Source organism: Vibrio sp. 14N.309.X.WAT.E.F5, assembly GCF_030397615.1.
Classification (GTDB): domain Bacteria; phylum Pseudomonadota; class Gammaproteobacteria; order Enterobacterales; family Vibrionaceae; genus Vibrio; species Vibrio lentus.
In genome coordinates this window covers 187956-211742 of record NZ_JAPNXR010000007.1, presented here as the reverse complement: position 1 = coordinate 211742, position 23787 = coordinate 187956, and the positions used below count along the sequence as shown (strand labels likewise).

At 44.0% G+C, this 23787-nt stretch carries 20 protein-coding genes; 7 read left to right on the top strand and 13 right to left on the bottom strand.

Annotated elements, in window-relative coordinates; all coding sequences use genetic code 11:
• The first annotated feature begins 165 nt into the window (after positions 1-165).
• Positions 166-2145, top strand: a complete 1980-nt coding sequence (locus OW495_RS10665; RefSeq protein WP_102513222.1) for a methyl-accepting chemotaxis protein — start codon at positions 166-168, stop codon at positions 2143-2145.
• Between the two features lie 90 nt (positions 2146-2235).
• Here the strand turns inward: OW495_RS10665 and OW495_RS10660 are convergent, their stop codons facing one another.
• From OW495_RS10660 to OW495_RS10645, 4 genes are all read right to left on the bottom strand, one after another.
• Positions 2236-3015, bottom strand: a complete 780-nt coding sequence (locus OW495_RS10660) for an oxidoreductase (RefSeq protein ID WP_102307490.1) — start codon at positions 3013-3015, stop codon at positions 2236-2238.
• A 9-nt stretch (positions 3016-3024) separates the two neighbouring features.
• Complete coding sequence (locus OW495_RS10655) at positions 3025-4365, bottom strand: aldehyde dehydrogenase family protein (RefSeq protein ID WP_102513221.1); 1341 nt, start codon at positions 4363-4365, stop codon at positions 3025-3027.
• A 186-nt stretch (positions 4366-4551) separates the two neighbouring features.
• On the bottom strand, positions 4552-4860 hold the full coding sequence (locus OW495_RS10650; protein WP_004732945.1) for a helix-turn-helix transcriptional regulator: 309 nt from the start codon (positions 4858-4860) through the stop codon (positions 4552-4554).
• Between the two features lie 261 nt (positions 4861-5121).
• A complete protein-coding gene (locus OW495_RS10645) occupies positions 5122-5544 on the bottom strand; it encodes an organic hydroperoxide resistance protein (RefSeq protein WP_102513220.1) in 423 nt (140 codons plus the stop codon).
• 127 nt (positions 5545-5671) lie between these two features.
• Between OW495_RS10645 and OW495_RS10640 the strand changes: the two genes are divergently transcribed.
• Positions 5672-6109, top strand: coding sequence for a MarR family transcriptional regulator (locus tag OW495_RS10640; protein WP_029223898.1), 438 nt, complete (start codon positions 5672-5674; stop codon positions 6107-6109).
• A 131-nt stretch (positions 6110-6240) separates the two neighbouring features.
• On the opposite strand, the gene OW495_RS10635 is transcribed toward OW495_RS10640, so the two are convergent.
• Entirely contained in the window at positions 6241-7404 is a 1164-nt protein-coding gene (locus tag OW495_RS10635; RefSeq protein ID WP_076667106.1) for an aromatic amino acid transport family protein, read from the bottom strand.
• Positions 7405-7839: 435 nt separating this feature from the next.
• Between OW495_RS10635 and OW495_RS10630 the strand changes: the two genes are divergently transcribed.
• Complete coding sequence (locus OW495_RS10630; protein ID WP_102513219.1) at positions 7840-9051, top strand: MFS transporter; 1212 nt, start codon at positions 7840-7842, stop codon at positions 9049-9051.
• Entirely contained in the window at positions 9026-10012 is a 987-nt protein-coding gene (yidZ, locus tag OW495_RS10625) for an HTH-type transcriptional regulator YidZ (RefSeq protein ID WP_102513218.1), read from the top strand. The genes OW495_RS10630 and yidZ overlap by 26 nt, the downstream gene beginning before the upstream one ends.
• Before the next feature lie 327 nt (positions 10013-10339).
• Here the strand turns inward: yidZ and OW495_RS10620 are convergent, their stop codons facing one another.
• Complete coding sequence (locus tag OW495_RS10620) at positions 10340-11470, bottom strand: HlyD family secretion protein (protein WP_065104452.1); 1131 nt, start codon at positions 11468-11470, stop codon at positions 10340-10342.
• Positions 11470-11865 carry a DUF3302 domain-containing protein gene (locus OW495_RS10615; RefSeq protein WP_102513217.1) on the bottom strand — a complete coding sequence of 132 codons (396 nt, stop codon included), beginning with the start codon at positions 11863-11865 and terminating at the stop codon, positions 11470-11472. The genes OW495_RS10620 and OW495_RS10615 overlap by 1 nt, the downstream gene beginning before the upstream one ends.
• 251 nt (positions 11866-12116) lie before the next feature.
• On the opposite strand from OW495_RS10615, the gene OW495_RS10610 reads away from it, so the two are divergent.
• A complete protein-coding gene (locus OW495_RS10610) occupies positions 12117-13019 on the top strand; it encodes a DMT family transporter (protein ID WP_102513216.1) in 903 nt (300 codons plus the stop codon).
• 102 nt (positions 13020-13121) lie between these two features.
• Here the strand turns inward: OW495_RS10610 and OW495_RS10605 are convergent, their stop codons facing one another.
• The 4 genes from OW495_RS10605 to deoD all read right to left on the bottom strand — a co-directional run bounded on the left by OW495_RS10605 (position 13122) and on the right by deoD (position 18620).
• A complete protein-coding gene (locus OW495_RS10605; protein WP_076667097.1) occupies positions 13122-14702 on the bottom strand; it encodes a GGDEF domain-containing protein in 1581 nt (526 codons plus the stop codon).
• Positions 14702-16171 carry a hypothetical protein gene (locus OW495_RS10600; RefSeq protein ID WP_102513215.1) on the bottom strand — a complete coding sequence of 490 codons (1470 nt, stop codon included), beginning with the start codon at positions 16169-16171 and terminating at the stop codon, positions 14702-14704. Before OW495_RS10600 ends, OW495_RS10605 begins: the two co-directional genes overlap by 1 nt.
• 186 nt (positions 16172-16357) lie before the next feature.
• A complete protein-coding gene (locus tag OW495_RS10595; RefSeq protein ID WP_029223275.1) occupies positions 16358-17827 on the bottom strand; it encodes a lactate dehydrogenase in 1470 nt (489 codons plus the stop codon).
• Positions 17828-17909: 82 nt separating this feature from the next.
• On the bottom strand, positions 17910-18620 hold the full coding sequence (deoD, locus tag OW495_RS10590; RefSeq protein ID WP_004732072.1) for a purine-nucleoside phosphorylase: 711 nt from the start codon (positions 18618-18620) through the stop codon (positions 17910-17912).
• A 346-nt stretch (positions 18621-18966) separates the two neighbouring features.
• Here deoD and OW495_RS10585 point away from each other — a divergent pair, with 346 nt between their 5' ends.
• Complete coding sequence (locus tag OW495_RS10585; protein ID WP_102513214.1) at positions 18967-19962, top strand: L,D-transpeptidase family protein; 996 nt, start codon at positions 18967-18969, stop codon at positions 19960-19962.
• Between the two features lie 145 nt (positions 19963-20107).
• On the opposite strand, the gene OW495_RS10580 is transcribed toward OW495_RS10585, so the two are convergent.
• Entirely contained in the window at positions 20108-20374 is a 267-nt protein-coding gene (locus tag OW495_RS10580; RefSeq protein ID WP_029223276.1) for an Lpp/OprI family alanine-zipper lipoprotein, read from the bottom strand.
• Positions 20375-20735: 361 nt separating this feature from the next.
• On the opposite strand from OW495_RS10580, the gene OW495_RS10575 reads away from it, so the two are divergent.
• Positions 20736-22067, top strand: a complete 1332-nt coding sequence (locus tag OW495_RS10575; RefSeq protein ID WP_102280451.1) for a DEAD/DEAH box helicase — start codon at positions 20736-20738, stop codon at positions 22065-22067.
• A 152-nt stretch (positions 22068-22219) separates the two neighbouring features.
• Here the strand turns inward: OW495_RS10575 and OW495_RS10570 are convergent, their stop codons facing one another.
• Positions 22220-23467: an SGNH/GDSL hydrolase family protein gene (locus OW495_RS10570; RefSeq protein WP_102513213.1), complete on the bottom strand. Its 1248-nt coding sequence runs from the start codon at positions 23465-23467 to the stop codon at positions 22220-22222.
• Positions 23468-23787: the final 320 nt, after the last annotated feature.

Genomic DNA, 23787 nt, shown 5'->3' with positions numbered 1-23787 from the left:
AATAAGGTTAAATGTTATTTTCACCGGCTACTGATCTGTGTGGCTCGGTAATTGAACTCCATTGATTAAGTTGAATAATTATCCAGTCACCACTAAGGCGCGCCCATTAGAAGTGTGCCGAGTTCGATGGCTGAGAAAGACTTGTTAGCTGCTAGGGAAATAATAATGAATTTAACCGATATGTCTTTTAAGCAAAAAATCATCGCTTTGCTTATTTTACCGATCTTAGGTTTTCTATGGCTTAGTGTTTCTGCGATTTCGAAAGGCGTAGAAACTACCAATGAAATGTCGTCATTAAACCAACTTACGCGTTTGTCGGTTGTGTACAGTGAACTTGTGCATGAGTTACAAAAAGAACGTGGTATGACGGCTGGCTTTATTGGCTCACAGGGTACAAAGTTTGTGAGTGAATTGAGATCACAACGAGTTAGCGCAGATAAAAGACGCACTCAGAGAACAGAATACTGGCAGTCTGCTGAGATCGATCTACCTCAGATCAATCGCTTGAATAATGAAATAAGCCAAAGCTTAAATCAAATCACTTCTATTCGTAACCGAGTGGATTCTCAATCGATTCCGCTTTCTGAAGCGCTAGGCTATTACACAAAACTTAACGCCAAGCTGCTCAGTGTCTCTGCACTTATTGCAGAGCTAAGTTCTGATGCCGCCATCACCACAGAAACCATCGCTTACTACAACTTCTTGCAAGGAAAGGAACGCGCAGGTATCGAACGTGCAGTGTTAAACAATACCTTTTCCAAAAACGAGTTTGGCCCAGGTATGTTGGTGAAATTCATCTCTTTGGTAACCGAGCAAAACACGTATTTCTCCAACTTTGAAGTGCTTAGTAATCAAGCCAACGTTGATTTCTTTAAACAGCAACTGAATGATCGCTCGGTGGCAGAAGTGGAAAAACTTCGTGATCTCGCTGAATCTAGAATGAGTGGTTTTGATGTCGACCCTGTTTACTGGTTCTCTCAATCAACGGCTCGAATTGTTCAGTTAAAGAAAACAGAGAATCAACTTGCGGACTCATTGATTGCTTTGACTGAGCAAAAAACTCAGGACGCTCAATCAGCGATGATGGGCAGCATTGCGATGTTTGTGGTGATCACCCTGTTCGCCACGTTTGTGAGCTTTAAAGCGATCACTGACCTAACGACACGGGTTAAAGATCTAACGCGAGTGCTATCTAAAGTTCGTAATGACAATGACTTAACCGTTCGTGCGACTTATGCAGGCAACAGCGAATTGGGTCAGATATCTTCATCGCTTAATGAAACACTAGAGAAGTTCTCTGGGGTTATTGATAGTTTATCTCAATCTAGCCTGACACTGGCTTCAGCAGCAGAAGAGACGGCGCAAACTTGCCAATACAACTCTAACACCTTGGTCGAGCAACAAGACCAAATCGGCTTGATTGCTACGGCAACAGAAGAGCTATCGGCAACGGTGAGCGAAGTCGCGGCTAAAACACAGCAAACAGCAAGTTCAGCTAAGTTGGCTGATGAGCAATCACAAGCCGGCTTGAATACCGTTCAGCACTCTTACCAATCGATTGAAACTTTGGCATCTGAGATTAACGGCCTTGCCGAGAAAATCACTCATTTACACGAAAGCAGCAATAACATTAACAGTGTGATTGATGTGATTAAGTCGGTTGCCGACCAAACCAACTTGTTGGCATTGAATGCGGCGATCGAAGCGGCTCGTGCAGGTGAACAAGGTCGTGGTTTTGCCGTCGTTGCCGATGAAGTTCGTACTCTGGCACAACGTACTCAAGAGTCTACTTTGGAAATTGAAGGCTTCATTAGCTCTTTACAATCAGACGTGCAAACCGCGTTCAATGTGATTGATAACAGCAAGAAGATGTCTTCAAGAGCGGTTGAAGATTCACGAGGAGTAGAGCAGACGCTGCAAGATATTTCAGGTGCGGTGAGCGAGATATTCAGCATGACAGAGCAGATCGCAACTGCAACGGAAGAGCAAGCCGTGGTCACTCAAGACATTGCTCAAAACGTTATGGCGGTCGAGCAGAAGTCGACAGAGTCTACGACCGGTGCAACGCAAATTGCGGCGACAGCGAAAGAACAAGCTGAATTGGCAACATCGCTGAAAGAGCTCTCGAATACGTTTAAGAGTTAGCAGCTCAGAGCTAGAAGCTTTCTATCTTATATAAAAATGTCCTGCCTAGTGCGGGACATTTTTTTGGAGTGAAACGATCAGTAGAGTCGCTTAGAGCTCGAATAGTACGTCTGTGCGAATAATGTATTTCGTCCCAGAAAGTATCGGCGCAGAACCGTGAATGCAATGGGCGGGGTGCGTACCGTGAGGAAAACAAAGCACGCTGCCGCTTGGTGTTCTAACCGATTCTATATTCGCGTTCTCCTGATGATGTCCTTGACGACGAGCAGGCTTACTCGGGTCATTACGATTAACCATAAATTGAGTTTCGCCACCGACAAAGTCATCACTCAATAGAATTAAGAAGGTATACATGCTCCAACGATCACCAAACGCGTCATCGACTAGCTGTTCATTCACCACCTGACTGCCGGGCCACGACCCATCGGTATGCATCTTAAAGAAATCCCCTTCATCGTAACGATAAAAGCGAAAACGACCGTTAATACCCAAAGGTTTCACACCAGCAAAGTGATTGTACTTATCGACGAAATGATCTTGGCAACGCTTCCAAATAACGTCAAGAGTTTCAGTATCTGCGATCAAGTTGAGATTCTGATTGTGGCGAACTTCTCTTGGTAGAGAAACGGCCGCATCTTCCGTAAAGCCAAGTTGATTGGCTCCATCGAGTATGCGCTGAACTTCTTCAGGGAGTAGCACATCGAGTAACTGAAAAGCACCCGGTACATTGTTTACTTCAGCGCGTGATACCGCGTTAACGTTTTTATCAAGTGCAAATGGGTTTGCCGACTTTGGTGCCCAAACGGGAAGGTCACTGCGCTGAGTACCTGACTCGCGTCGAACGACATAAAAATTTTCTTTGTTATTCATCATCAACCTCTATCTTGAAACCACTTTTACTTGTGCAAACTGACGGTGCCCGTCAACCGAGCCGTGGTAACCAAGGCCACTCTGTTTCGCACCAACCCATGGAGCATCACCACTACCGCCTTGTCCTTGATTAATGCCAACCATGCCAGCATCAAGTTCGTCAGCAACGTCATTGACACCTTGGTTTCCGAACACCACGGCACCCAATCCATACTCGCTGTCATTAGCGCGCTCAATGGCATCATCAATGTTTGAGTAACGACTGATAGCAACAACCGGACCAAAGGTTTCTTCTGTTTCCAGTTTCATTTCTGGAGTCATTCCGGTGATAACCGTAGGGCGGATATAACGCTCAGGTTGCTCAGAACCGCCTAAAAGGAAAGTCGCTCCTTTCTGTTGTGCGTCTTTTAACTGGTCGACAATCTTGCCATGTTGTGTCGCGTTGATGATTGGTCCGATATTGACGTTCGGCATATCCCACGGGCCAATCTGGTACATGTTGGCGATCTCGGTGACACGTTGTTCAAATTTTTCAGCGATACGATCATCAACATAAATACGTTCAATCGAAGTACACATTTGCCCTGAGTTCTCAAAACTGCCCGCGACGGCAAAGCGAGCGGCCTGTTCTATGTTGGCATCACGCATCACAATCATTGGGTCTTTGCCACCTAGCTCCATGACCAAGCGTTTTACCTTGCTCGCGGCACGTCTCATGATGTCTTGGCCTGTTGTTTTTGAGCCAGTGAACGCGATCATTTGGATGTCGCCTTCGACTAATGCCTTGCCTGTTTCACCATCGCCCTGCATCACGGTCAAGACATTCTCTGGTAAGTGTTTTTGCAGTTCACCAAAGAATGCTTCAGCGATGAGAGGTGTCTCTTCTGAAGGTTTTAGAATCACGCTATTGCCCGCGACCAGTGCTGGCACAATGAGGTTGTTTGCCATCATCACAGGGTAGTTCCAAGGAGATATAACTCCGACAACACCTAATGGGCGGTATTGAAGTTCTGTTGAGCCGGACAATTTTCGAGTGTTGAGTGCACGTTGAGCATCTTCTGCATAGTGCTGACCCATGTAGATCGCACCGGTTGCTTCTCCGGTCGCGCGACGAATGTCCTTACCCATTTCACGAGCAAGTAACTGTGAGAGGGACTCTTCGTACTTATCAAGTTGTTGATAGGCTTTGATAATGGTTCGCACTCGCTCGTTCATTGATAGTTGACGCCATGCTTTTTGTGCAGCTTTTGCTTTGTGAATGGTTTGAGTGACTTCTTCAGCTGAAGTTTGGTTTACTTCCCCAAGGAGTTCACCGTTACTTGGGTCAAAGGATTGAATGGACTTGTTCATGTTTGTCGGCTCCGCTGCATTTTTAGTATCTGCATCATTATTATTGAATAGTCCGATAACTAGATATCTAAAAATCTCGATATGTTAATTTTTAATAAATGATATTCGTCATAAAGGATGGCGTGAATCCATCCAGTTTTCATCGTGCTATCTAACTGTTGTTCTGTTGATTTTTGTTCTTTTCAACTATAGGGAATCAGACAGCGCTTTTAGGAATTTCTCGATGTATTCGTCATTACGCTTGTAGTAAGTCCACGAGCCAATGCGTTTTGATGTCACTAACTTTGCGCGCTGTAGGTTCGAGAGGTAAGAAGAAACGGTAGATTGAGATAAGCCACTCTTCTCCTGAATAATGCTAACGCATACCCCCTCAACATCAGTATCAACGAGTTGTTTCTCTAGGTTAAAGTGCTCTTGAGGCGACTTAAGCCAATGAAGAATATCTCGGCGTACAGGATTGTTGATGGATTTTAAAATTTCGTTCACGTCTGACATGGTGTTTGACTGCTATTTCTGATTTAAGTGAAATATACCCTTGAAACTAAGATATCGCAATATATCGATATCTATTTTCGGTGTCTGCCAATCTGGCGTTACGGTATTTGAGTATCGATTTTTTTGGTAAAGCTTATTCGCTATTAACTAATGAACAATTCCTAAGTTACTCGCTCAAAGCAAAGTAACTTAGGAATAAGGCTCAATTTTAGACGTCTACTGACATCTATATAAGCGTATCTTTCTGGTTTAACTTTGAGACTAAAGCGCTTGTCCGTTAACCGACAACTTCACATCAATGTTGCCACGAACGGCATTTGAGTAAGGGCAAACTTGATGGGCCGTTTTCACAAGCGTCACAGCTTGTTCTTGCTCTAGATCCAGTTCAATCGATAGAGCAACAGTTAAAGCAAAGCCACCGTTTTCATTTGGTCCGATACCCACTGTTGCAGTCGTTGGCGCTGATGCGATTTTGATTTTAATCTCTTTAGCTACATGAAGCAGAGCATTTGAGAAACACGCAGAGTAACCCGCAGCAAATAGTTGTTCTGGGTTGGTCGCTTCACCTGTTCCGCCCATCTCTTTAGGGTAGCTCAACGCTACTGAAAGCAGGTTGTCATCAGTAGAAACTTGGCCGTTACGACCTGCAGTAGCTGTAGCAGAAGTTGTGTAGAGTGTTGTCATTGTCTTAGTCCTTATTTGAATTGTACAAAATTAGATTGTGTGCAACTTAATTTTAAAGCTAGCTTAATTGATAAAATTCGAGCGCGCAAGTATATTGTGCACAATTTAATTTATTGGTGAGGTGATCATGAGCGACCAAGATGACTATCTAAAACTGGATAATCAGGTGTGTTTTGCGCTGTATAGTGCATCGAATGCAATGAGTAGAGCGTATCAGCCTTTACTGAAAGCGCTTGACCTTACTTACTTGCAGTACATTGTGATGATGGTGCTGTGGGAAGAAAAAGAGATAAATGTCAAAGCCCTAGGCGCAAAAACGCATTTGGATTCAGGTACGTTGACGCCTTTACTCAAGCGCTTGGAAACGAAAGGTTACGTGCTTAGAACTCGCAGTGCTGAAGATGAACGAGTTCGAGTTATTACACTGACGCCTGCAGGGGTAGAGCTCAAAGAGCAAGCGCAGACCGTGCCAGTTGAAATGCTGTGTCTTTCTAAGATGAATGAAGATGAGCTTAAATCGCTAAAAGCACAGTGTGAGCAATTGCTTGGCAATTTGACCAAGTAAGCACTTTCAGTTTTGGCCATGGTAATCAGAAAATAAAAAAGCCCGTTAGTCCGGCTGCTAATAATCGGACTAACGGGCTTTTTGTATCTGCTGCCTTCTAAATGGCAACAGATAGTCTATTCAATTGGGCTCTACCCCATAAACCAAGAGATAAAAATCAACGCGCCAAAACCGAATGTTGCCATCAGTGCCGTATCGCCACCAGCTGCTGTGTAGCTGCCTTCGGTTTGTAGGTGAGGGAAGTCAGGTCTACGAACCTTAACTACCATCGCCAGAGGACCCCAGATAGCTAAGAACACCAATACCATGCCCGCATAATCCAGCATGCTCACAAACTGGCTCGCGAACAGTTCAGCGAGCACCAAAGGCAAAACAAAGGTCAGACCGTAAGCTAATGCTTTGTTGTTGGTGACTGCGTCTTTGTTTTGGTCATACAGCGCCATCGACACACCAAGGAAAGAGGTTACCAGTGCCAATGCTGAGAACAGCGCAATAACTACCTTCAACCAAGAAGATTGGCCGCTAAACGCTGAGATCAGTTCTGAAATGTTATGGAACTGGCTGATAGCGTCTGTGCCAAGGTTACCGATAATCGCGAACAACCAAGTTAGGTAGCAGATTAGTGGAATCACCGAGCCCAGCAGAATCATATTGCGGATCTGTTTTTGAGTCGCTTCTCGGTTGTAGATAACCAGTGACGGGATAACTACCATAGAGGCAAAACTGGTGAAGATAACCGCGCTGTATTGTACTACATCATTAGCCGTGTATTTGCTGGCTTGGGTCAGGTAATCAAGGCGAATGTTGCTAAACAAAGAGGCGATAACGATAAACAGCATCACTACCATCATGATGAATAAACCGCGATTTAATTTGTCGATATACGACTTACCTGCCACCACAATCACACCCATCAATAGGCTGAAAACGGTATAAGCAACGGATGCAGAGATGTCTACTCCCACATCGAGCAATAGCTTATGAATGATGTCGCCAACACCCAAGATATAAGCGATTAGCATGCAGACCAGCAGCAGGTAAAAGAGTGCATTGATAAAGTGTTTACCTTTGCTGCCTAGAGTTAGGTAAGCAACACTGCTCATGCCACTGTTGTCTTTAGTCTTGGTACACGCTTCTGCCAGTAGAAGAGCAGAGTAAGTGGTGCCGATAAAGATAAGTAGCATCAGCACTGAGCTGATCATGAAGCCAAATTGGGCCAACACCATGGGAATGGCAAGCATACCAGCCCCTAATGCAGTTCCTGAAAGAATCAAAGAACTGCCGAATAATTTCATATTCAAGAAAACAACCTCGAGGTATCCAATTAATTTTTAGTTGGATTGTAAATATTTGTTGCCAAGACTAACAAATTACTCAGCAAAGTTAGGGGTTAAATTCTAATAATTTTTGAATTTTTCTAAAAAATTTAAGTGTGGATTTATGGTGGATATGAGTGGTCAACTTAAGTATTCATGCGGTGATTTTATTTATCGTTCTGATAACTTTTGGAAATTGTTCGCTGCTTAATAGTCTGCGGTTTATAGCTGATAAATCGGTGTCTTAATTTCAGCCGAATTGAGTCAAAACCTTGCTATTTCGCTAATTATTGGCTGTCGCTTTATCCAAATACTGATGGTTTGTCGTAAATGGAAATATCCGTTGTCGCAGAAGCCACTCGGTAGTTTGGCGTTTCGCTCTTATTATCCTCACACCAATTATGTGGGGGTGTTATGTATCGTTTTCTGTTTTGTAGCTTTGTGCTTGTTCTCTTGTATCCAACAGCCATTGATTTGTATCTGGTTGGCTTACCTCAAATTGCAGCGGACTTAAATGCCTCTGAGGCGCAGCTTCATGTCGCGTTCTCCATCTATCTCGCGGGCATGGCAACTACGATGTTGTTTGCGGGTAAATTTGCCGACAGTGTAGGCAGAAAGCCTGTCGCGATTTTCGGTGCGATTGTCTTTGCGATCTCTTCGATGTTAGGCGGAATCGTCACTAGTGCGGAACCGTTTCTTGCGGTACGTTTTTTCCAAGGTGTTGGCGCGGGCTCATGCTATGTCGTGGCATTCGCCATACTGCGAGATGTGTTAGATGATCAAAAACGCGCTAAGGTGCTGTCAATGATGAATGGCATTACCTGCATCGTACCAGTACTTGCGCCTGTGATTGGCTACTTAATCATGACGGTTTACCCGTGGCCGAGTTTGTTCACGACCATGGCGAGCATGGGTGTGGTGGTGTGTTTGTTGTCGGTGCTCGTGCTAAAAGAGACTAAACCTAAGGTTACAAAGTCGGTATTAGCGAAAGTTTCTTTATCTGAGACATCTCAATCAACTTCAACCGAAACGTTCAAAGACCCGTTGTTTATCAGCCGTGTGATTATGACTAGCTTAGGTGTGACGGCGATTTTGACTTACGTGAATGTGTCTCCAATGCTGATTATGACTGAGCTTGGCTTCGACCGAGGTCAGTACTCTTACACCATGGCACTCACCGCTTTGGTGAGCATGTTGGTTTCCTTCTCAGCCCCGTTTGCTTTGAATGTGTTTAAACAAAAGAACCTGATGCTGACTTCACAAGCGTGCTTCGTTATTGCCGCTATTTTTTTGCTTGCGTCGATTGATGGCGGCTTAGGCCATTACGTCACGTTGTTGGGTTTTGCTTTCGTGTGCGGCGGTTTCTCACTGGGTTTTGGTGTTGCGATGAGCCAAGCATTGAGCTGTTACTCACAGCGAGCAGGCGTGGCAAGTTCGATACTGGGCGTTTCTCAGGTGTGTACTTCGGCACTGTTTATCTGGTTGATGGGTGTTATCGGGCTAAGTGCATTGAATATGTTGGTATTTATACTGGCTGCTGGTGGAGTTATCAGTATTGCTCTAATACTATGGGTAGGTCCTTCCCAAGTGAAAAGTGATTATGAAGAAGCCACTAGCCCGTCTTGATCTCAACCTGCTGTTCACTCTGCAATTGCTGCTGCAAGAGCAGAGTGTTTCGAAAGCTGCCAAAAAGCTTAACGTGACGCCTTCAACGGTGAGTAAATCACTGACTAAGCTTCGAGATTGGTTTGATGATCCTCTGTTTGTAAAAACACCAAGAGGGTTAACACCGACTCCACTCGCGTTAAGTATGGTCAAAGATCTTCAAGATTGGCTGCAGATTGGCAGTCAAATTCTCACGACTCGTGGTGATGACGCGCCCAAAGATGTGCGATTGAATCTAGAGGCGGAATCACCGCTGTCACTGATCATGCTTAACGAGCTGACGCAAAGCGTGTATCAACGCTATCCCAACGCGAAGATAAAAATGCGCAACTGGGATTACGATTCAATAGATTCCATCGTGCGTGGTGAGTCTGATATCGGCTTTTCAGGGCGAGAAAGTCATCCGCGCTCAAAAGAGTCTCTAGACGCGCTGCCTTACTTTATCGATTTCGAGGTCCTGTTCCACGATATGCCAGTGGTGTATCTCAGAAAAGATCATCCGGCCTTACAGGAAGAATGGAATCTTGAGGCTTTCCTTAAATTTCCGCATATCAATATTGTGTGGGAAAAAAGTGAAACGTGGGCACTGGATGAAGTGCTTACCGATCTGCAACTAGATCGAAATATTGCCCTTACGCTTGCAGGTTTCGAGCAGTCTCTGTTTATGGCGGCTCAATCCAATCACACTATGACGACGGTTGCGCCAAATTACTGCCGGCGCTATGCAGAGCAACTTCATCCCAACCTAACCTGCTTACCCATTCCGTTAGACGAAGAACATGCGAATAAATTGCTAATTCCTTTCACTATGATTTGGCATAAACGCAATGCCTACAATCCGCTCGTTTTATGGCTAAAAGACACACTCAGATCGCTTTACCAGTTTGAAGGCAAACAGGTAAAAGGCGAGAAAAGTGTCTAAAATTCTGTTGACCTGACTACAGCTTCATAGTTTATCTTTGCTACCGAAATGAGAGGGGAAGTGCATGTATCGTATCTCTGAACTGGCCAAATTAGTTGGGCTGAGTCGTTCAATCGCGAGCTGGCGGTAATATCAAAGTGGTTAGTCAAAAGTCGAGTTGTGTTGAAGGTTTGGCTCACACTGAATATTGTTAGTTATCTGAAATAAAAGTTGGTCTTATCTTAAGACGCTAAGCAAAAAACAAAAAACAAAAAAGCCAGAACAGGTCTGGCTTTTTTATTCGTCTTAACAATGCGTTAAGCGTGCTCGTTGTATATTTACGACCATTTAGTGATCTAGGTATAGATAGTTTTGCCAGCTCTTCATACGAATAAGTACCTTACGCATGATAGACACGTGAGTGAAGCTGTCTGAGTAAACCGCTACTTCAACCGCGGTACCCATAGGTAAATGGTAGTCAGACAGGTCATCTGTGATGGTTAACTTAACGAACACACGGCCACTAGTACGCAGTGCATCTGTACCAAGTAACGCACCACGCGCTTGGAATTGACTCTCACCAATCGCTGGAATCACTTCATCAATTCGGCCTTTAAACACTTTCCCAGGTAACGCTCTAAATAAGAACTCTGCTTCAAACCCGGTTTGTAGGCGCTGCAATGAATTTTGTCTAAACGCAGCCGTATAATACTGAGCTTCAGTGTGAACAAAAGTCATTACCGGTGCGAGAGGAAGAGGAACCGCCATCACACCTGGACGCAGAGCTAGTTGAGTTACATAGCCGTCGGTTGGTGCTCTTACTACGGTTTGTTCTAAGTCGAACTGAGCTTTACGCAATTCAGCTAATAAACTTAAAACAGCGGTATTTTCGCCACCTATTTCTGAATCCAAAGAAATTTTTGCTTGATCTAGATTAGCGTCTGCAACTTTCACTGCGGCTTCTGATGCCTTGTAAGCTTGTCTGCGAGTGTCTAATTGTTGTTCGGTAAAGGCTCCGCTGTCATAACCGCGCTTGTAACGAGAAAACTCACGTTGGGCTTTATCTCTTTCTGCGATGGCTTTGATTTTTGCAGCTTCCGCTTCGGCTACTTCTGATTCCATTCCAAGCGCACCTTGGCTTGCTTCTTTTACCTTGGCTTCTAACCTTGCGACTTCAGCTTCGAATGGAACGGGGTCGATTTTGAAAAGAATATCCCCTTGCTTCAGAGGTTTGTTTGCTTCTACAGGCACTTCGATAACTTTACCCCTAACGCCTGAAACGACTGGCGTGGTTGAGTAAACTTGGTTACCAATTTGCGTGAAAGGGTGGTTATAGTTCATCAGCAGGATTAGTGTACCCACGATGATCACACCACCAAGAACGGCAGTGGGTACTGTCCATTTGTTTAGTGGGATATTGAATACTTTGAAAATCGTAATGCAAAGCGCCGCGTAGGTCATTATCAGCAGTAAATCCATTACTTAACCTCCTGATCTTGAACGTTATTCTGATCTTGTTGAGTGTTGGTCTGCGTAGGTGTCGTTTGTTTAAGTTGTGCGATTTCTTCCTGAAGCACAGTGACTTGGTCGATTAGGGTGTCTACACGGTGATGAATGTCGTGTTGCTCTTCTTCAAGCTTAGCGAAGCCCCAACCACGATCTTTGCGCCATAATGTTGCCCAAATCCATAGGAATGGCCAAATAGTGTGTAAGGTGAATAGGCTAACCCAGCCTGAGACGTGAATAGCATCTTGATGAGGGTGATTGCGTTCTTTCGCAATTTCATAGGGAATATCGTGAATAACGATGATGCCGTAAAAGATTACTAATGCTACGAAAATAAGTAAGCCGAGCGCAAAGTAGTCTAAAAACATAACAGATCCTTGTAATGTTAGATATTAGTTATAAATATACTACGCTATCATCCAAGTAATTGTTATAAAAATGATTTACCGAATTGAAAATAATGTGTTGTCGCTTCTAATGCGAATAAAAGCATGGATAGATCTTATAAAATTCTAATCACACATAAAGGAACGACTTCGGAAATCTTGTTGGAACTTCTGTTGAAGCGATAGCAATGATGATTCTAAATGACGTGCACAATCACAAAGGATAAATGCGGATGTATATAGGTGAACTTGCTGCAATTGGTGCCGCGATTGTGTGGGCTTGTGCAACATGGATTTACGGACAGTTTGGGCATCGCTTCTCAGCTATGCAGTTGAATATTGTTAAAGGCGTAGTTGCTTCTGGAATGATGCTGCTTGTGATGCCTCTTATTCCTATGCCGGAGTTTGAACTCAGTGCCAACCATTTTTGGATCTTGGCCATTTCAGGTGTCATTGGGATAGCGATTGGTGACAGCGCTTATTTCGCTGCATTGAAAAGAATTGGTGCCAATAAAACCTTATTACTCGAATCTTTAGCGCCGCCTCTTTCTGGTGTGTTGGCTTTAATGTTTCTGGGCGCAGCGCTAACGTTGCAAAGCTGGTTAGGAGTGGTGATAACGACGTTAGCGGTAACCTTCGTCGTGTTTCAACCGTCTAAATCGGCGAGTGGAGAATCTAGTGGCAAAGCACAATGGAGCGGCATTGGATATGGGCTTGTGGCGAGTGTGTGTCAGGCTTCGGGCGTGGTCATTTCCCATTACGCTTTAGTGGCAGGTGATATTCCGCCGTTGTTAGGTGCTTTGATTCGCCTGACGATTGGTGTGTTTGCTGTGATGCTTGTTATTCCGTTTGTTGAGAAAAAGCCCTATGCATCAATAAAAAGAGATTTGTGGGCGATGACCAAACTCGACAAGCTTTGGCTGTTAGGGGCGATATTTGTCGGAACGTTTCTCGCGTTGTGGCTTCAGCAGGTTGCGTTGAAAAATGCCAACCCTGCGATTGCTCAAACATTGATAGCGACCAGCCCAGTCTTTATCTTGGTGATCTATGCGCTCAAAGGTGAAAAGGTTTCCAAACAAAGCCTAATAGGGACGCTTGTCGCCTTGGGTGGGATTTCTCTGTTCTTCTATCAATAGTTCTGTTTTGTGAGTATCAGTTGCTCTATTCAGAGCGACTGATTATTGAGATGGGGGAGGCAGAATACGAATGACTCTGCACGCTCATTCCTGTCATTTCTACTATTCAGTACACACTTGGTTTCGGCCGTTGGCTTTAGCTCGGTATAGCGCTTTGTCTGCACGATAGAAGGTACGTTGAGTATTCTCTCCTTCACGATGCAACGTGATACCAATACTAACGGTTAAACCGCGTTCACCCAGTATCTCATGCCAACCAAATTGGAAGATTCGCTCGCGGTAATTTTCTGAGTGCATCTCTGCTTTGGCAAGGTTGGTGTTTTCAAGGATAACCAAGAACTCTTCTCCGCCAAATCGAACGCAAGATGCCCCTCTAAACTTGAAGTAAGCACGCAGCTCTTGAGAGACGCTGACAATCGCTTTATCACCCACCAAATGACTAAGCTCATCATTGATCGACTTAAAGTGGTCAATATCGACCACCATTAATGCAAAAGGTGTTTCGTGTAGCAGCATGTCCTTAAGTTTTACATCCAACCAGCGGCGGTTGTGTAAGCCAGTTAAAGGGTCGGTAAATACATCTTGTTGGAGTTGCGCCACCGCGTTTTTATGCTGCTCTGTTGTTTCTTTCAGCTCTCTATTTTCTTGCTCAGAGAGAATGAGTTTTAGCTGTAATTCGAAGCGAGATAGGCGGCGCAGTTGGTTAGACCCAAGTTCACTGATTGGGATCTGCTTCATGAGATCCGTTTCAATTCGATAGCCTTTTTTCTCATAGCTTAGCGCTTCATGGAAACGGCCTTGATTCATGCACACATCACTTAGTGAGTCGTAGAATCGTTTTGCTAAAACAGGTGAAGAGTAATCCTTCACACGCTTGTCTGTACTCAACAAGATCATGCTTGCGTACTCTTGTTTGCCCGTTGCATTCAAGCAATGTGCTAACTCAAGTCGAGTCATGGTTGAAAGCCAGCTAGCTTGGGTATTATTGGCAGAGTAGTGAACCTTGGATAAGCAGCGCAGTGCCTCATGGTATTTTTTCTTTGCTCGAAGCACCTTAGCTTGATAAAGCAGGATTTGGGCGGTCAGCAGTTTGTCACTGACCAGAATACTCAGTTCTTCGCATTCATTGAGCAGATCACTAGCCGCAGTAATTCGGTTGAGCAGAAGAAGGCTCGCGACCATATGCAGCTTGAACTTAAGGCGAAGTGAACGACTACTTATTGCATGATCAATGCTATTGATCTTTTGATAGTAGCGTAGTGCTCGGCTGTGATCGCCATAGGCATCGCACAGGTTACCCATGCCTAAAATAGCTAACACGTACTCATCGATGTGGCCGTGTTCAACAGCGATTGACGATGAACTGACAAATTCATTCAGTGCTGAAGTGTAATCCCCAATTTCGACGAGACGATCACTTAGGCTGGTTTTGACGGTAAGAATGTCTTCGATGTCGTTAGGTAAATCGAGTAGGTCGAGTGCTAACCTGAGCTCATCAATACTGGCTTGGTTTTGTTGCAGCTCAGCACGGTATTCTGAACTGATGATGTAACAGTGTGCCTGTTCTGTTTTGGTCGTAGATACGTGTTGGCGAATATGATCCCAGAATATGATCGCTTCTTCACCCGATACCGATGACGGATCTAAGCCAGCATCTGTGATTTTACTTAATAGCGTTTCCATCAATCTCTTACCTCGGCATCATCTTCTTCTAGCTGTTCAAGAGTGAACGGGAACGTCAAAATGTCATTGAGGCTGACGGTAGGGTTTGAACCTTTTAATCCTTTTCGGTGCCAAGGGTAGATATCGAGCATGGTAGTCAGCGTGTTGAAGGTTTGTTCTGCCGCATCGCCTTTTTCGGAAAGCATAAGAGCCACACGCTCTGAGCTTAGCCTTGAAATGAAATCGTTTTGATTACATAGGGTATGAGCGATTTCGGTACAGACATCTAAGTAGTCGGGGTCGACATGCTGAAACATGATGATGCTGTGATTCGAACGTTTGAGCTCTGTTTTGAAGAGAACCAGTTGTTCCCACCAAAACGTCTCAGAGACAACAAAAGAAAAGTGCTTTTCTGGATCGTATTCATGTTGACCACGAATGCGGTTTATAAGCTTTCGAGCTCTCTGTTCAAGTTGGCGTTTGGAGCTGCGCGCTTTATCGAGGCCAACTCGTGTTGTTTGTTCGCGAAGCATACTGATAGAATATTGACGGTATTTCTTGAATGCGATTAACGCGGCTTTAAAATCTTGGTTTTCTTCTGCAACCAAAGATTGTTGATAGCAGATTTGGCTCAGCAATTCACCGTTGTCGAACTCGTTTGCAGATTGTTCAGCTAATTTGAGCAATTCAGCGGCATGTTCAGGTCTTTTTCGCAAAAGTTCTAATCGAGCTCGACTGATATAAGAGTGCGCCTTCATCCAAATTAGGTTGTGTTCTACTGCAAGGCTGTGCGCTTTTGCGGTGGCTTTTTCTGCATCATCTAAACGCTCTAAGCCAAGTAGAGCGAGGCCTCGGAAGTCCCACACTTCTGCGTGCCACGTATTATCTTTGTGTTCTCTAAGTGCTTCTTCTGCCCCATCTAACACCGATAACATCTCAACATAATTGTTGAGCAAGTAGTAATCCCAAGCGAGTAGTATTCTCGCTTTGCCCTCTAGCCAGCCTATGCGGCTAATATTCGCCACTTTTACAGCGAGTTGGTGGGTAGAGCGTGCTAGCTTGTATTCGTGGGTCATTCGCCAAATGTTGCCGAGGCCAATTAAGCTCTCAATTTGTATCTCAACTTCATCAACCAGCGCAGATTGCTCTAAAGCATTGATCCAAAACTGTTGAGCTGAATAATATTTGGCTTGCCCCCAGAATTGGAGCGCGTGTAGGTGAAGGATTTCAGGAAGGAAAACGTCGGTGTCTAAGCGGTTCTGCCGCTTGTAGGCTTCTTTGATGTGCTTTAAACCAGTCTGATAATCCATCAGGTTCCAGCTGCACTTTGCCATTAACATCAGTGACTGGATCGCTCCCTCTTCAAACAGAACTTGCTCAGATCTGACGAGGCACTGTTGTGCAATCTCAAGGATCACCAACGGTTCAGAGTCGACACGAGTTTTGAGTTGTTCTAGTTCTGTTTCAAGAAGATACTGATTTTTGTCCAAGGCTTAGGTCCATAATTATCGAACATATTGATAACACAATCATTATAAGAGTGTGATTTAGGATAAGCACTAATTATCTTTCGTAGAGCATGTTAGGAACATGTATCTTTTCCATTTATGGGTGTTACCTCATGTTGTTGCTTTTAAATCAATGAGTTCCCAAGTAAATGTCTGGTTTATAGGTATCTATGAAAGTAGTTGCTTTAGGGTTAATGGCTGCTCAGTTACACCTAAACGCTGTGCTGCAGTTAGCCCTTGCTTATCTTGGTAGCACAGATTGTGCCAAGCCCTGAATATGTCGAGTAACGGAAGAATGCCGCCAGGACGAAGTTTACGTCTTGGTTCATTAATGAAGCTATCAAACAGAACTTGGAAGCGTTGTTGATAGAATTTAGTCTGTTGAATAGAGGCAGTGTTAAACCACTGTTTTGGTTCTGGATTGTTACCCGTTAGATAACAAATGCCTTTTTGTTGATCGCCTTGGTTTGCGATAGCCCAGCGATCGCGCCACCAACTCATGTGCACAATGTCGATCTTTTCAAAACTTTGATCGTCTTGCCAGCTAGGATCTTCTTCTACATACATAAGGTCAATATTTTGACTCTGTATGCGCGGCAAGCAAACGCTTAGGGCGGCAGATCTTAGTAATGGATCTTGTGGCATATAAATGGCGACATGCTTATTCTCGTCACACATATCCAAAACATGTAAGAAGTGTGCGTAAGAGGTATAAGGCGGTCGAATGAGTGCCCCTTTAGACGGGTAGCTAAACGTTGTGAGGTTACCCATAGGGTCCTCAACGTTACCTCTCGCCAGAATCACTTGGTATTGCTGTTCAATACGCTCTTTTAGTTTGTCTGACGGTTGAGGAAGCTCAAGGTTTGCCTCTGAAGAGTGCTCTTTGGATACAAAGCGCGCCACATCATCATAAGGGTTGTGATCTACATTCCCTGATGGCTCTTCATTTTGTGAGTAATTCACGTGTTGGCAAAGGATATATCCAGAATGCGCTTCACCCGTTGCTATCCAAACCACACCGTTGTTACTTTGTGGTTGTAAGCGCTGATAATGGGAAGCGAATTGATAGTCTTTGGCATGATTAACCCATCGTGCATCGATCATCGCTAATTTGCGACGGCACCGGCTGGCGATATGGTCAACATGGTCATAGAAAGTCTTTGGGTTGATCTCTAATTTTCTGCAGATTTCACGTACGGAATAACCCATGAACAATAAGCCCATAAGGTTCTCTTGAAACTGAAGTTTTTTATTGGATCCAGACCACTTATCAACGAAGGTTGATTGGCAGTCTTTGCATCGATAACGTTGCCTGTCACCGCTGTAACCGAAGGCATGGTAAAGATGTTTGTGGGTATGAACCGATAGGCCAAAGTTATCGCAATCATCATTGCGGCAAGCAGGAAGGCCATCGCTGTGAAGTTGTCGCAGGCGATGAAGTTCGCTTAACACTTCACGATTGTTAAGTAAGGGGGGGAAAGCTCCACATTCACGACAAACCATCGCTGGACGCTTAGGGTTCGCGTGTTGCAAAACATACCGTTTTGCATCGCTCAAGCCAAAGTTGTCACACGCCAATGTTTTACAAAAGTTGAGTTGCAAACCATCCGCATCTTTTGGCAGCTTGTCGTTAGACACGATCTCCCCCTCGGGATTATTTGAGCAGCCAAGTGAACTCGGCTGCGAGGTAACGCTTTTCAATGTATCTTTTATCAAACTGTTAGATGTTGATTGCAGTCTCTAGAGCAACTTTCATCATGTCGTTGAAAGATTTTTGACGGTCTTCTGAGCTTAGTTTCTCGCCACGGATGATGTGGTCAGAAACGGTTAGGATAGTTAGGGCTTTAGCACCAAGATCCGCAGCAACACCGTAGATACCAGCAGCTTCCATATCAACACCAAGGATGCCTAGCTTTTCCATTTTTTCGAAAAGGTCAGCTTCTGGAGTGTAGAAAAGGTCTGCAGAGAATACGTTACCAACTTTAACTGGAACTTCTTGTGCACGTGCTTGGTTAACAGCTTCTTCTAGAAGACCGAAATCAGCGATAGCAGCGAAGTCATGGTTGTTGAAACGAATACGGTTCACTTTTGAGTCAGTAGAAGCACCCATACCGATAACAACGTCCATCAGTTTAACGTCGTCACGTACTGCACCACAGCTACCTACACGAATAACGTTTTTTACACCGTACTCAGCGATAAGTTCGTGTACGTAGATGCAGCATGATGGGATACCCATACCGTGGCCCATTACAGAAACTTTCTTACCTTTGTAAGTGCCTGTGTAACCAAACATGTTGCGAACGTCACAAACTTGCTTCACGTCATCAAGGAATGTTTCAGCAATGTATTTTGCGCGAAGCGGGTCGCCCGGCATAAGTACTGTTTCTGCGAAATCACCAGCTTGAGCATTAATATGAGGTGTAGCCATGGTCGTTCTCCAAAGTTTAAACGGTAATTATAGGAACAGGATTTAATCAATTACCGATTCTGTTGAATTGAATTCGTTTTGTTGAGGCAATATTAGCGAGTTAAAACGAGGCTCCATGAGACTTTAGTCACAAAATGGATCCAACATTATAGTTTTATTAATATTGATAACCAAATGTGTTGAAAGCTTAAAGGCAATCGATTTTGTATGGGTAATTTGCAAGCTAACGACAAATAAATCTCTAGATATAAACCTATTGCATATTAGTTTAGAGACAACAATACATTGTAGAGACGTTTGATCAGCGATAATCTAAACTTTGATAAAAGACAAACCAAGGAATTGTATGTCGTATTGCGCTAACTTGATGCCTTTGCTCGTTATGAAAACAAAACTGCGCAAGATCGCCTCGCTTACTGTGAGAACGACTTTGTTCCCTCTGGTAACAACTCTGCTTGCAGGCACGATGACCTCGACGTGGGTGTCTGCTGCAACTTTTGAGTTGCCACCAAAAGAAAGTCGTATCGTGGGCAGAATCCAGCAACATGAAGTGGCGGCGGGTGAAACGTTGGCTATTATTGCAAAGCAATACGATATTGGCTTTCTCTCTTTGATGGCGGCAAACAAAGGGGTCGATCCTTTTCTTCCTGCTGAAGGCTATGTGTTAAGCATTCCTAGCCGTTTAATTCTGCCGGATACTCCGAGAAAAGGCATTGTGATTAACCTTGCTGAGTTGAGGTTGTACTACTTTGAGCCTGAGAAAAATCAGGTGCATGTCTTCCCTGTCGGTATTGGTCGAGTAGGGCGCGATACTCCTGAAATGATCACAAAGATAAGCCAAAAACGTCCAAACCCGACGTGGACTCCTCCAAATTCAATCCGTAAAGAGTACTTAGAAAAAGGGATTGAGTTGCCAAGAGTGGTTCCTGCTGGTCCCGAAAACCCTTTGGGTGAATATGCATTACGACTTGCTTACGGTGCAGGTGATTACCTGATACACGGCACCAATAAAGACTTTGGGATTGGTTTGCGAGTCAGCTCCGGGTGTATTCGTATGGAACCTAAAGATATTGAGTGGCTTTTTGAACAGGTGAGTCGTGGTGAACAAGTCACAATAATCGATGAGCCGATTAAAGTGTCTTTAGAGCCTGATAGAAGCGTGTTTGTTGAAGCGCACGAACCATTGACGCGAAGTGACGGCTCTAAGAAACTACTGCAAATCCCGGTTGAATTAAAATGGTGGCTTGAAGATGCAGACCTTCCTAACTCAAAGGCGAAAGCAGTTATCTTTGCTCAAAATGGTGTGCCTGTTGAAATAGCACCGCCTGTGATTGAGTTCTAATTTGATAGGTTGTGAATAAAGCCTTAAAGCTTTCTTTCTCTTCTCCCTAAATAAAAAACACCACCTCGAAAGAGGTGGTGTTGTCAATTTACTGCATGTATATACGTCTTTTGAAATCTACAGCTTAATTGAGCTTATATCTCAATTACTTAGTGTAAGACTCAGCAATGTTATCGATACGGTCGTTAGCACGATCCGCTTCTTCTTTTGCTGCCATAGCCGCAGCAGATGCTTCTTGAGCTTTCATTTCAGCAGCAGCTTTGTCACTCTTAAGTGCTTCTACTTCGCTGGTTAGCTCAGCAACTTGGTTTGTTAGTTGGTCCATTTCTGATACCGCTGCTTCTTCAGGCTCTGAAGAACAACCAGCTAAAATAAATACTGAGGCTGCAGCTGCGATTAACGTCTTATTCATAAGAACTCCTTGCTTATTTATCATCAAAAGATGCGCTATACATTCTTTATCATATAGTCGCTTCATTAATGATTGTAGCGACTAATTTTTTAACTGCAAAAACAATAACTAAAGAAATTGCTAAATTTTTGAGGTAATTAGCTAGGTATCACAATCTGTCTCATTTTTGAGATTAAGTGTTTGGTGCGGCAATAAGGCAGTGAAAGGGGAGTCACCCCTTTGCTAGCGGTGCTTACAATATTCTGGCTAACATTAGATAAAAGGATAAATTTACTGTGATCTCTATCCTTATAAAGTACTTTCGCGGTATCATGTCACGTTAAATTAATTTTATTCAATACCATCATGACTGGAGAGTCCTTTGCACTTTAAAGATTTAGGCTTAGATAACCGCTTACTGAAGAACTTAAAACATTACGACTTCAAGAAGGCGACAGAGATCCAATCAAAAGCGATCCCTGTTGCTATTGCTGGTAAGGATCTATTGGCTTCATCAAAAACGGGATCAGGTAAAACATTGGCGTTTGTGTTGCCGATGATACATAAAGCATTAAAAACAAAAGCGTTTTCTGCTAAAGATCCTCGTGGTGTAATTTTGGCTCCTACTCGTGAGCTAGCAAAACAAGTTTATGGCGAGCTGCGTAGCATGCTTGGCGGTCTGTCTTACGAAGCGACACTTATCTTGGGTGGCGAAAACTTTAACGACCAAGTTAAAGCTCTGCGTAAGTACCCTCGTTTTATTGTTGCGACTCCAGGCCGTCTTGCTGATCACCTTGAGCACCGCTCACTGTTTTTAGATGGTGTTGAAACGCTAATCCTTGATGAAGCTGACCGTATGCTGGATTTAGGTTTCGCACCTGAGTTACGTCGCATTGCGAATGCAGCTAAGCACCGTCGTCGTCAAACGTTGATGTTCTCTGCGACGCTTGATCACGCGGAAGTGAATGGCATTGCAAATGAAATGCTAGACGCACCTAAGCGTATCTCTGTTGGTGTTTCTAACGAACAGCACCTTGATATCACTCAGAAGTTCTACCTGTGTGACCATCTAGATCATAAAGAAGCGATTTTAGATCGCGTTATTGAAGAAGCTGAATACCGTCAGGTGATGATCTTCACTGCAACTCGTGCCGATACTGATCGTTTAACGGATAAGTTGAACGAGAAGAAGCTTAAAGCAGTGGCATTGAGCGGCAACCTAAACCAAACGCAACGTAATGCCATCATGAGCCAGTTCGAGCGTGCGGTTTACAAGATCTTGGTAACAACCGATGTTGCTTCACGTGGTATCGATATTCCAAACGTAAGCCACGTTATCAACTTTGATATGCCTAAGCATACAGAAGAGTACGTGCACCGCGTTGGTCGTACTGGTCGTGCAGGTAACAAAGGTGATGCAATCTCTTTGGTTGGTCCAAAAGACTGGGACAGCTTTAAGCGTGTTGAGCTTTACCTCCAGCAAGATCTTACTTTCTCTGTGCTTGAAGGCTTGAAAGGTAAATTCAAAGGCATTAAGCCTCGTAAACCTACGTTTGCTAAAGGCGGGCCTGCGAAGAAGAAGACCAACACTCAAGTTAAGAAAACGCCGAAGAAACCAGTTAAGCGTGATAAGAGCTTCCACCAAAATGTGGCTGTGGGTGATACCGTGTTTATCCCTAAGAAGAAAGTCGCACCAAAAGTGGACGACGAGTAATCAACTCGCGTGACCTAAAAGCTTAGCTTTGAAAGGTTGATGCAAACAAAAACCGCCGAGGATGGCGGTTTTTTTGTATCTGTACTTTGTGTAAGCCTTAGCTTGCGGTACTTACAGGCGGTAACTCATGATACTCGCTGGGTTCTTCCTAGCTAGAAATTAAACGTCGAGAACGAGTACGCCAAGATATGATCTGCGATGTATTTGTGAGTAGCCGTAGTTGGGTGTGTCACGCCCCAGAATACATAACTGTCTGAGCCATAGGTCGCGCAATCATTAGTCAAGCTGTGGCTTCGCAAATAGTCTGAAGCTGAGCTTCTATTGATATCAAGACAGGCGTCACTCGCGTTTCTAAAGCCATGTTGCTCTGGATTCTCGGTAATGCTAGCAAACAGTGCACTCGCATCAAAAAGTACCACGTTTTTCCCCAAGCTTTGGTAATACTCGGCCTGTGCTTTGATGAATTGGTTAAACTCTAAGATCTTTCCGCGAACTTTAATGATCTCTTGTTCGGTGGAGTATTTGAACTGCGGCGCCTTAGTCGCATCGGGCAATGTGAACAGCAGTATATTATTCGCACCAGATTCCGTTAATCGAATCAGAGCGCTACTGAAATCGGCTTTGACATCGGCGACTTCTCGGTCGTAATTCATAAAGTCATTGAGGCCAAATTCTAGAGTAAATAGTGAGTTTTCAGGGCGATAATTTTTGGCGACTTTCATGTAGGTGAGGTAGGACGTGACTTGGTCATATACGCCAGTCAGCGCGACATACTGATTAGTACCTGCTGCACCACCTACGGCCCAGTTATATAGGGGAAGATCTTTCGCTTTTGCTAAGTACTCCGTCCAAACTAAACCATTCGAAAAGTGCCCTAAAAACCACGAATCAGCGTTCGGAAAAACCCATTGAGATCCATTAAATAGGTTCCCAGTATCAGAGAGGCTATCACCAAAGGTGACAATGCGATTGATGGCATTGGCTTGAACAGCGTTATCGTTGGTCCAGATCGAGTGATTGTAAGAGAAGCGATTATTTGCGGCAAAATAAGTGATGTCGGCAGCATCATGTTGGATGCCGAGAGTCTGTTCACAACGCTGTTTGATTTCAGATTGTGGGGCATCACTGTAGAACATGTTTTTGAAAGAAACGGAAGACCACCAATATCCGTTGATCGTGTAATTGTCGCCGTTTTCTTTTTTTGCCCACTTCCAATCTGTGGCTGGAGAGTCGTGTGACGCATCGGTTCGATACCAACATCGAACGTAAGAATAGGTTTCGAAACCTTGTGTGCTGAACACCTGTGCGGATGTAATCGATTCTGGTGTTGGTACTGAGTCTTCTGCAGCATAAGCCCCAAATGGTATGGTTAACGCGAGTATTAAAGCCGTATTTTTCATCACTGTATTCTCTTTTGTATTTAGTGAGCCAAACAAAACGTTGTTACTTGTTGTCTATTGCTTGTTGTCTATTGATAACTGGATAAGTAAATAACTGGTACGACCTATATCTAAAATCAATAATTCTCGTCAATATATTCAGGTTGTTGGCGTTTCATAACTGGCATAAGTATCAAATTTCCAACGACTTTCTGATTGAGAAATAATCGATTCGAAGCGAGTGATTTATCATTTAATATTCGATTTTGATGAACTTTGACTCGCCAATTCGTTGTCGTAGATTTAAACGAGATTCATTGTTTTGTGGGGGGGGGATTTAT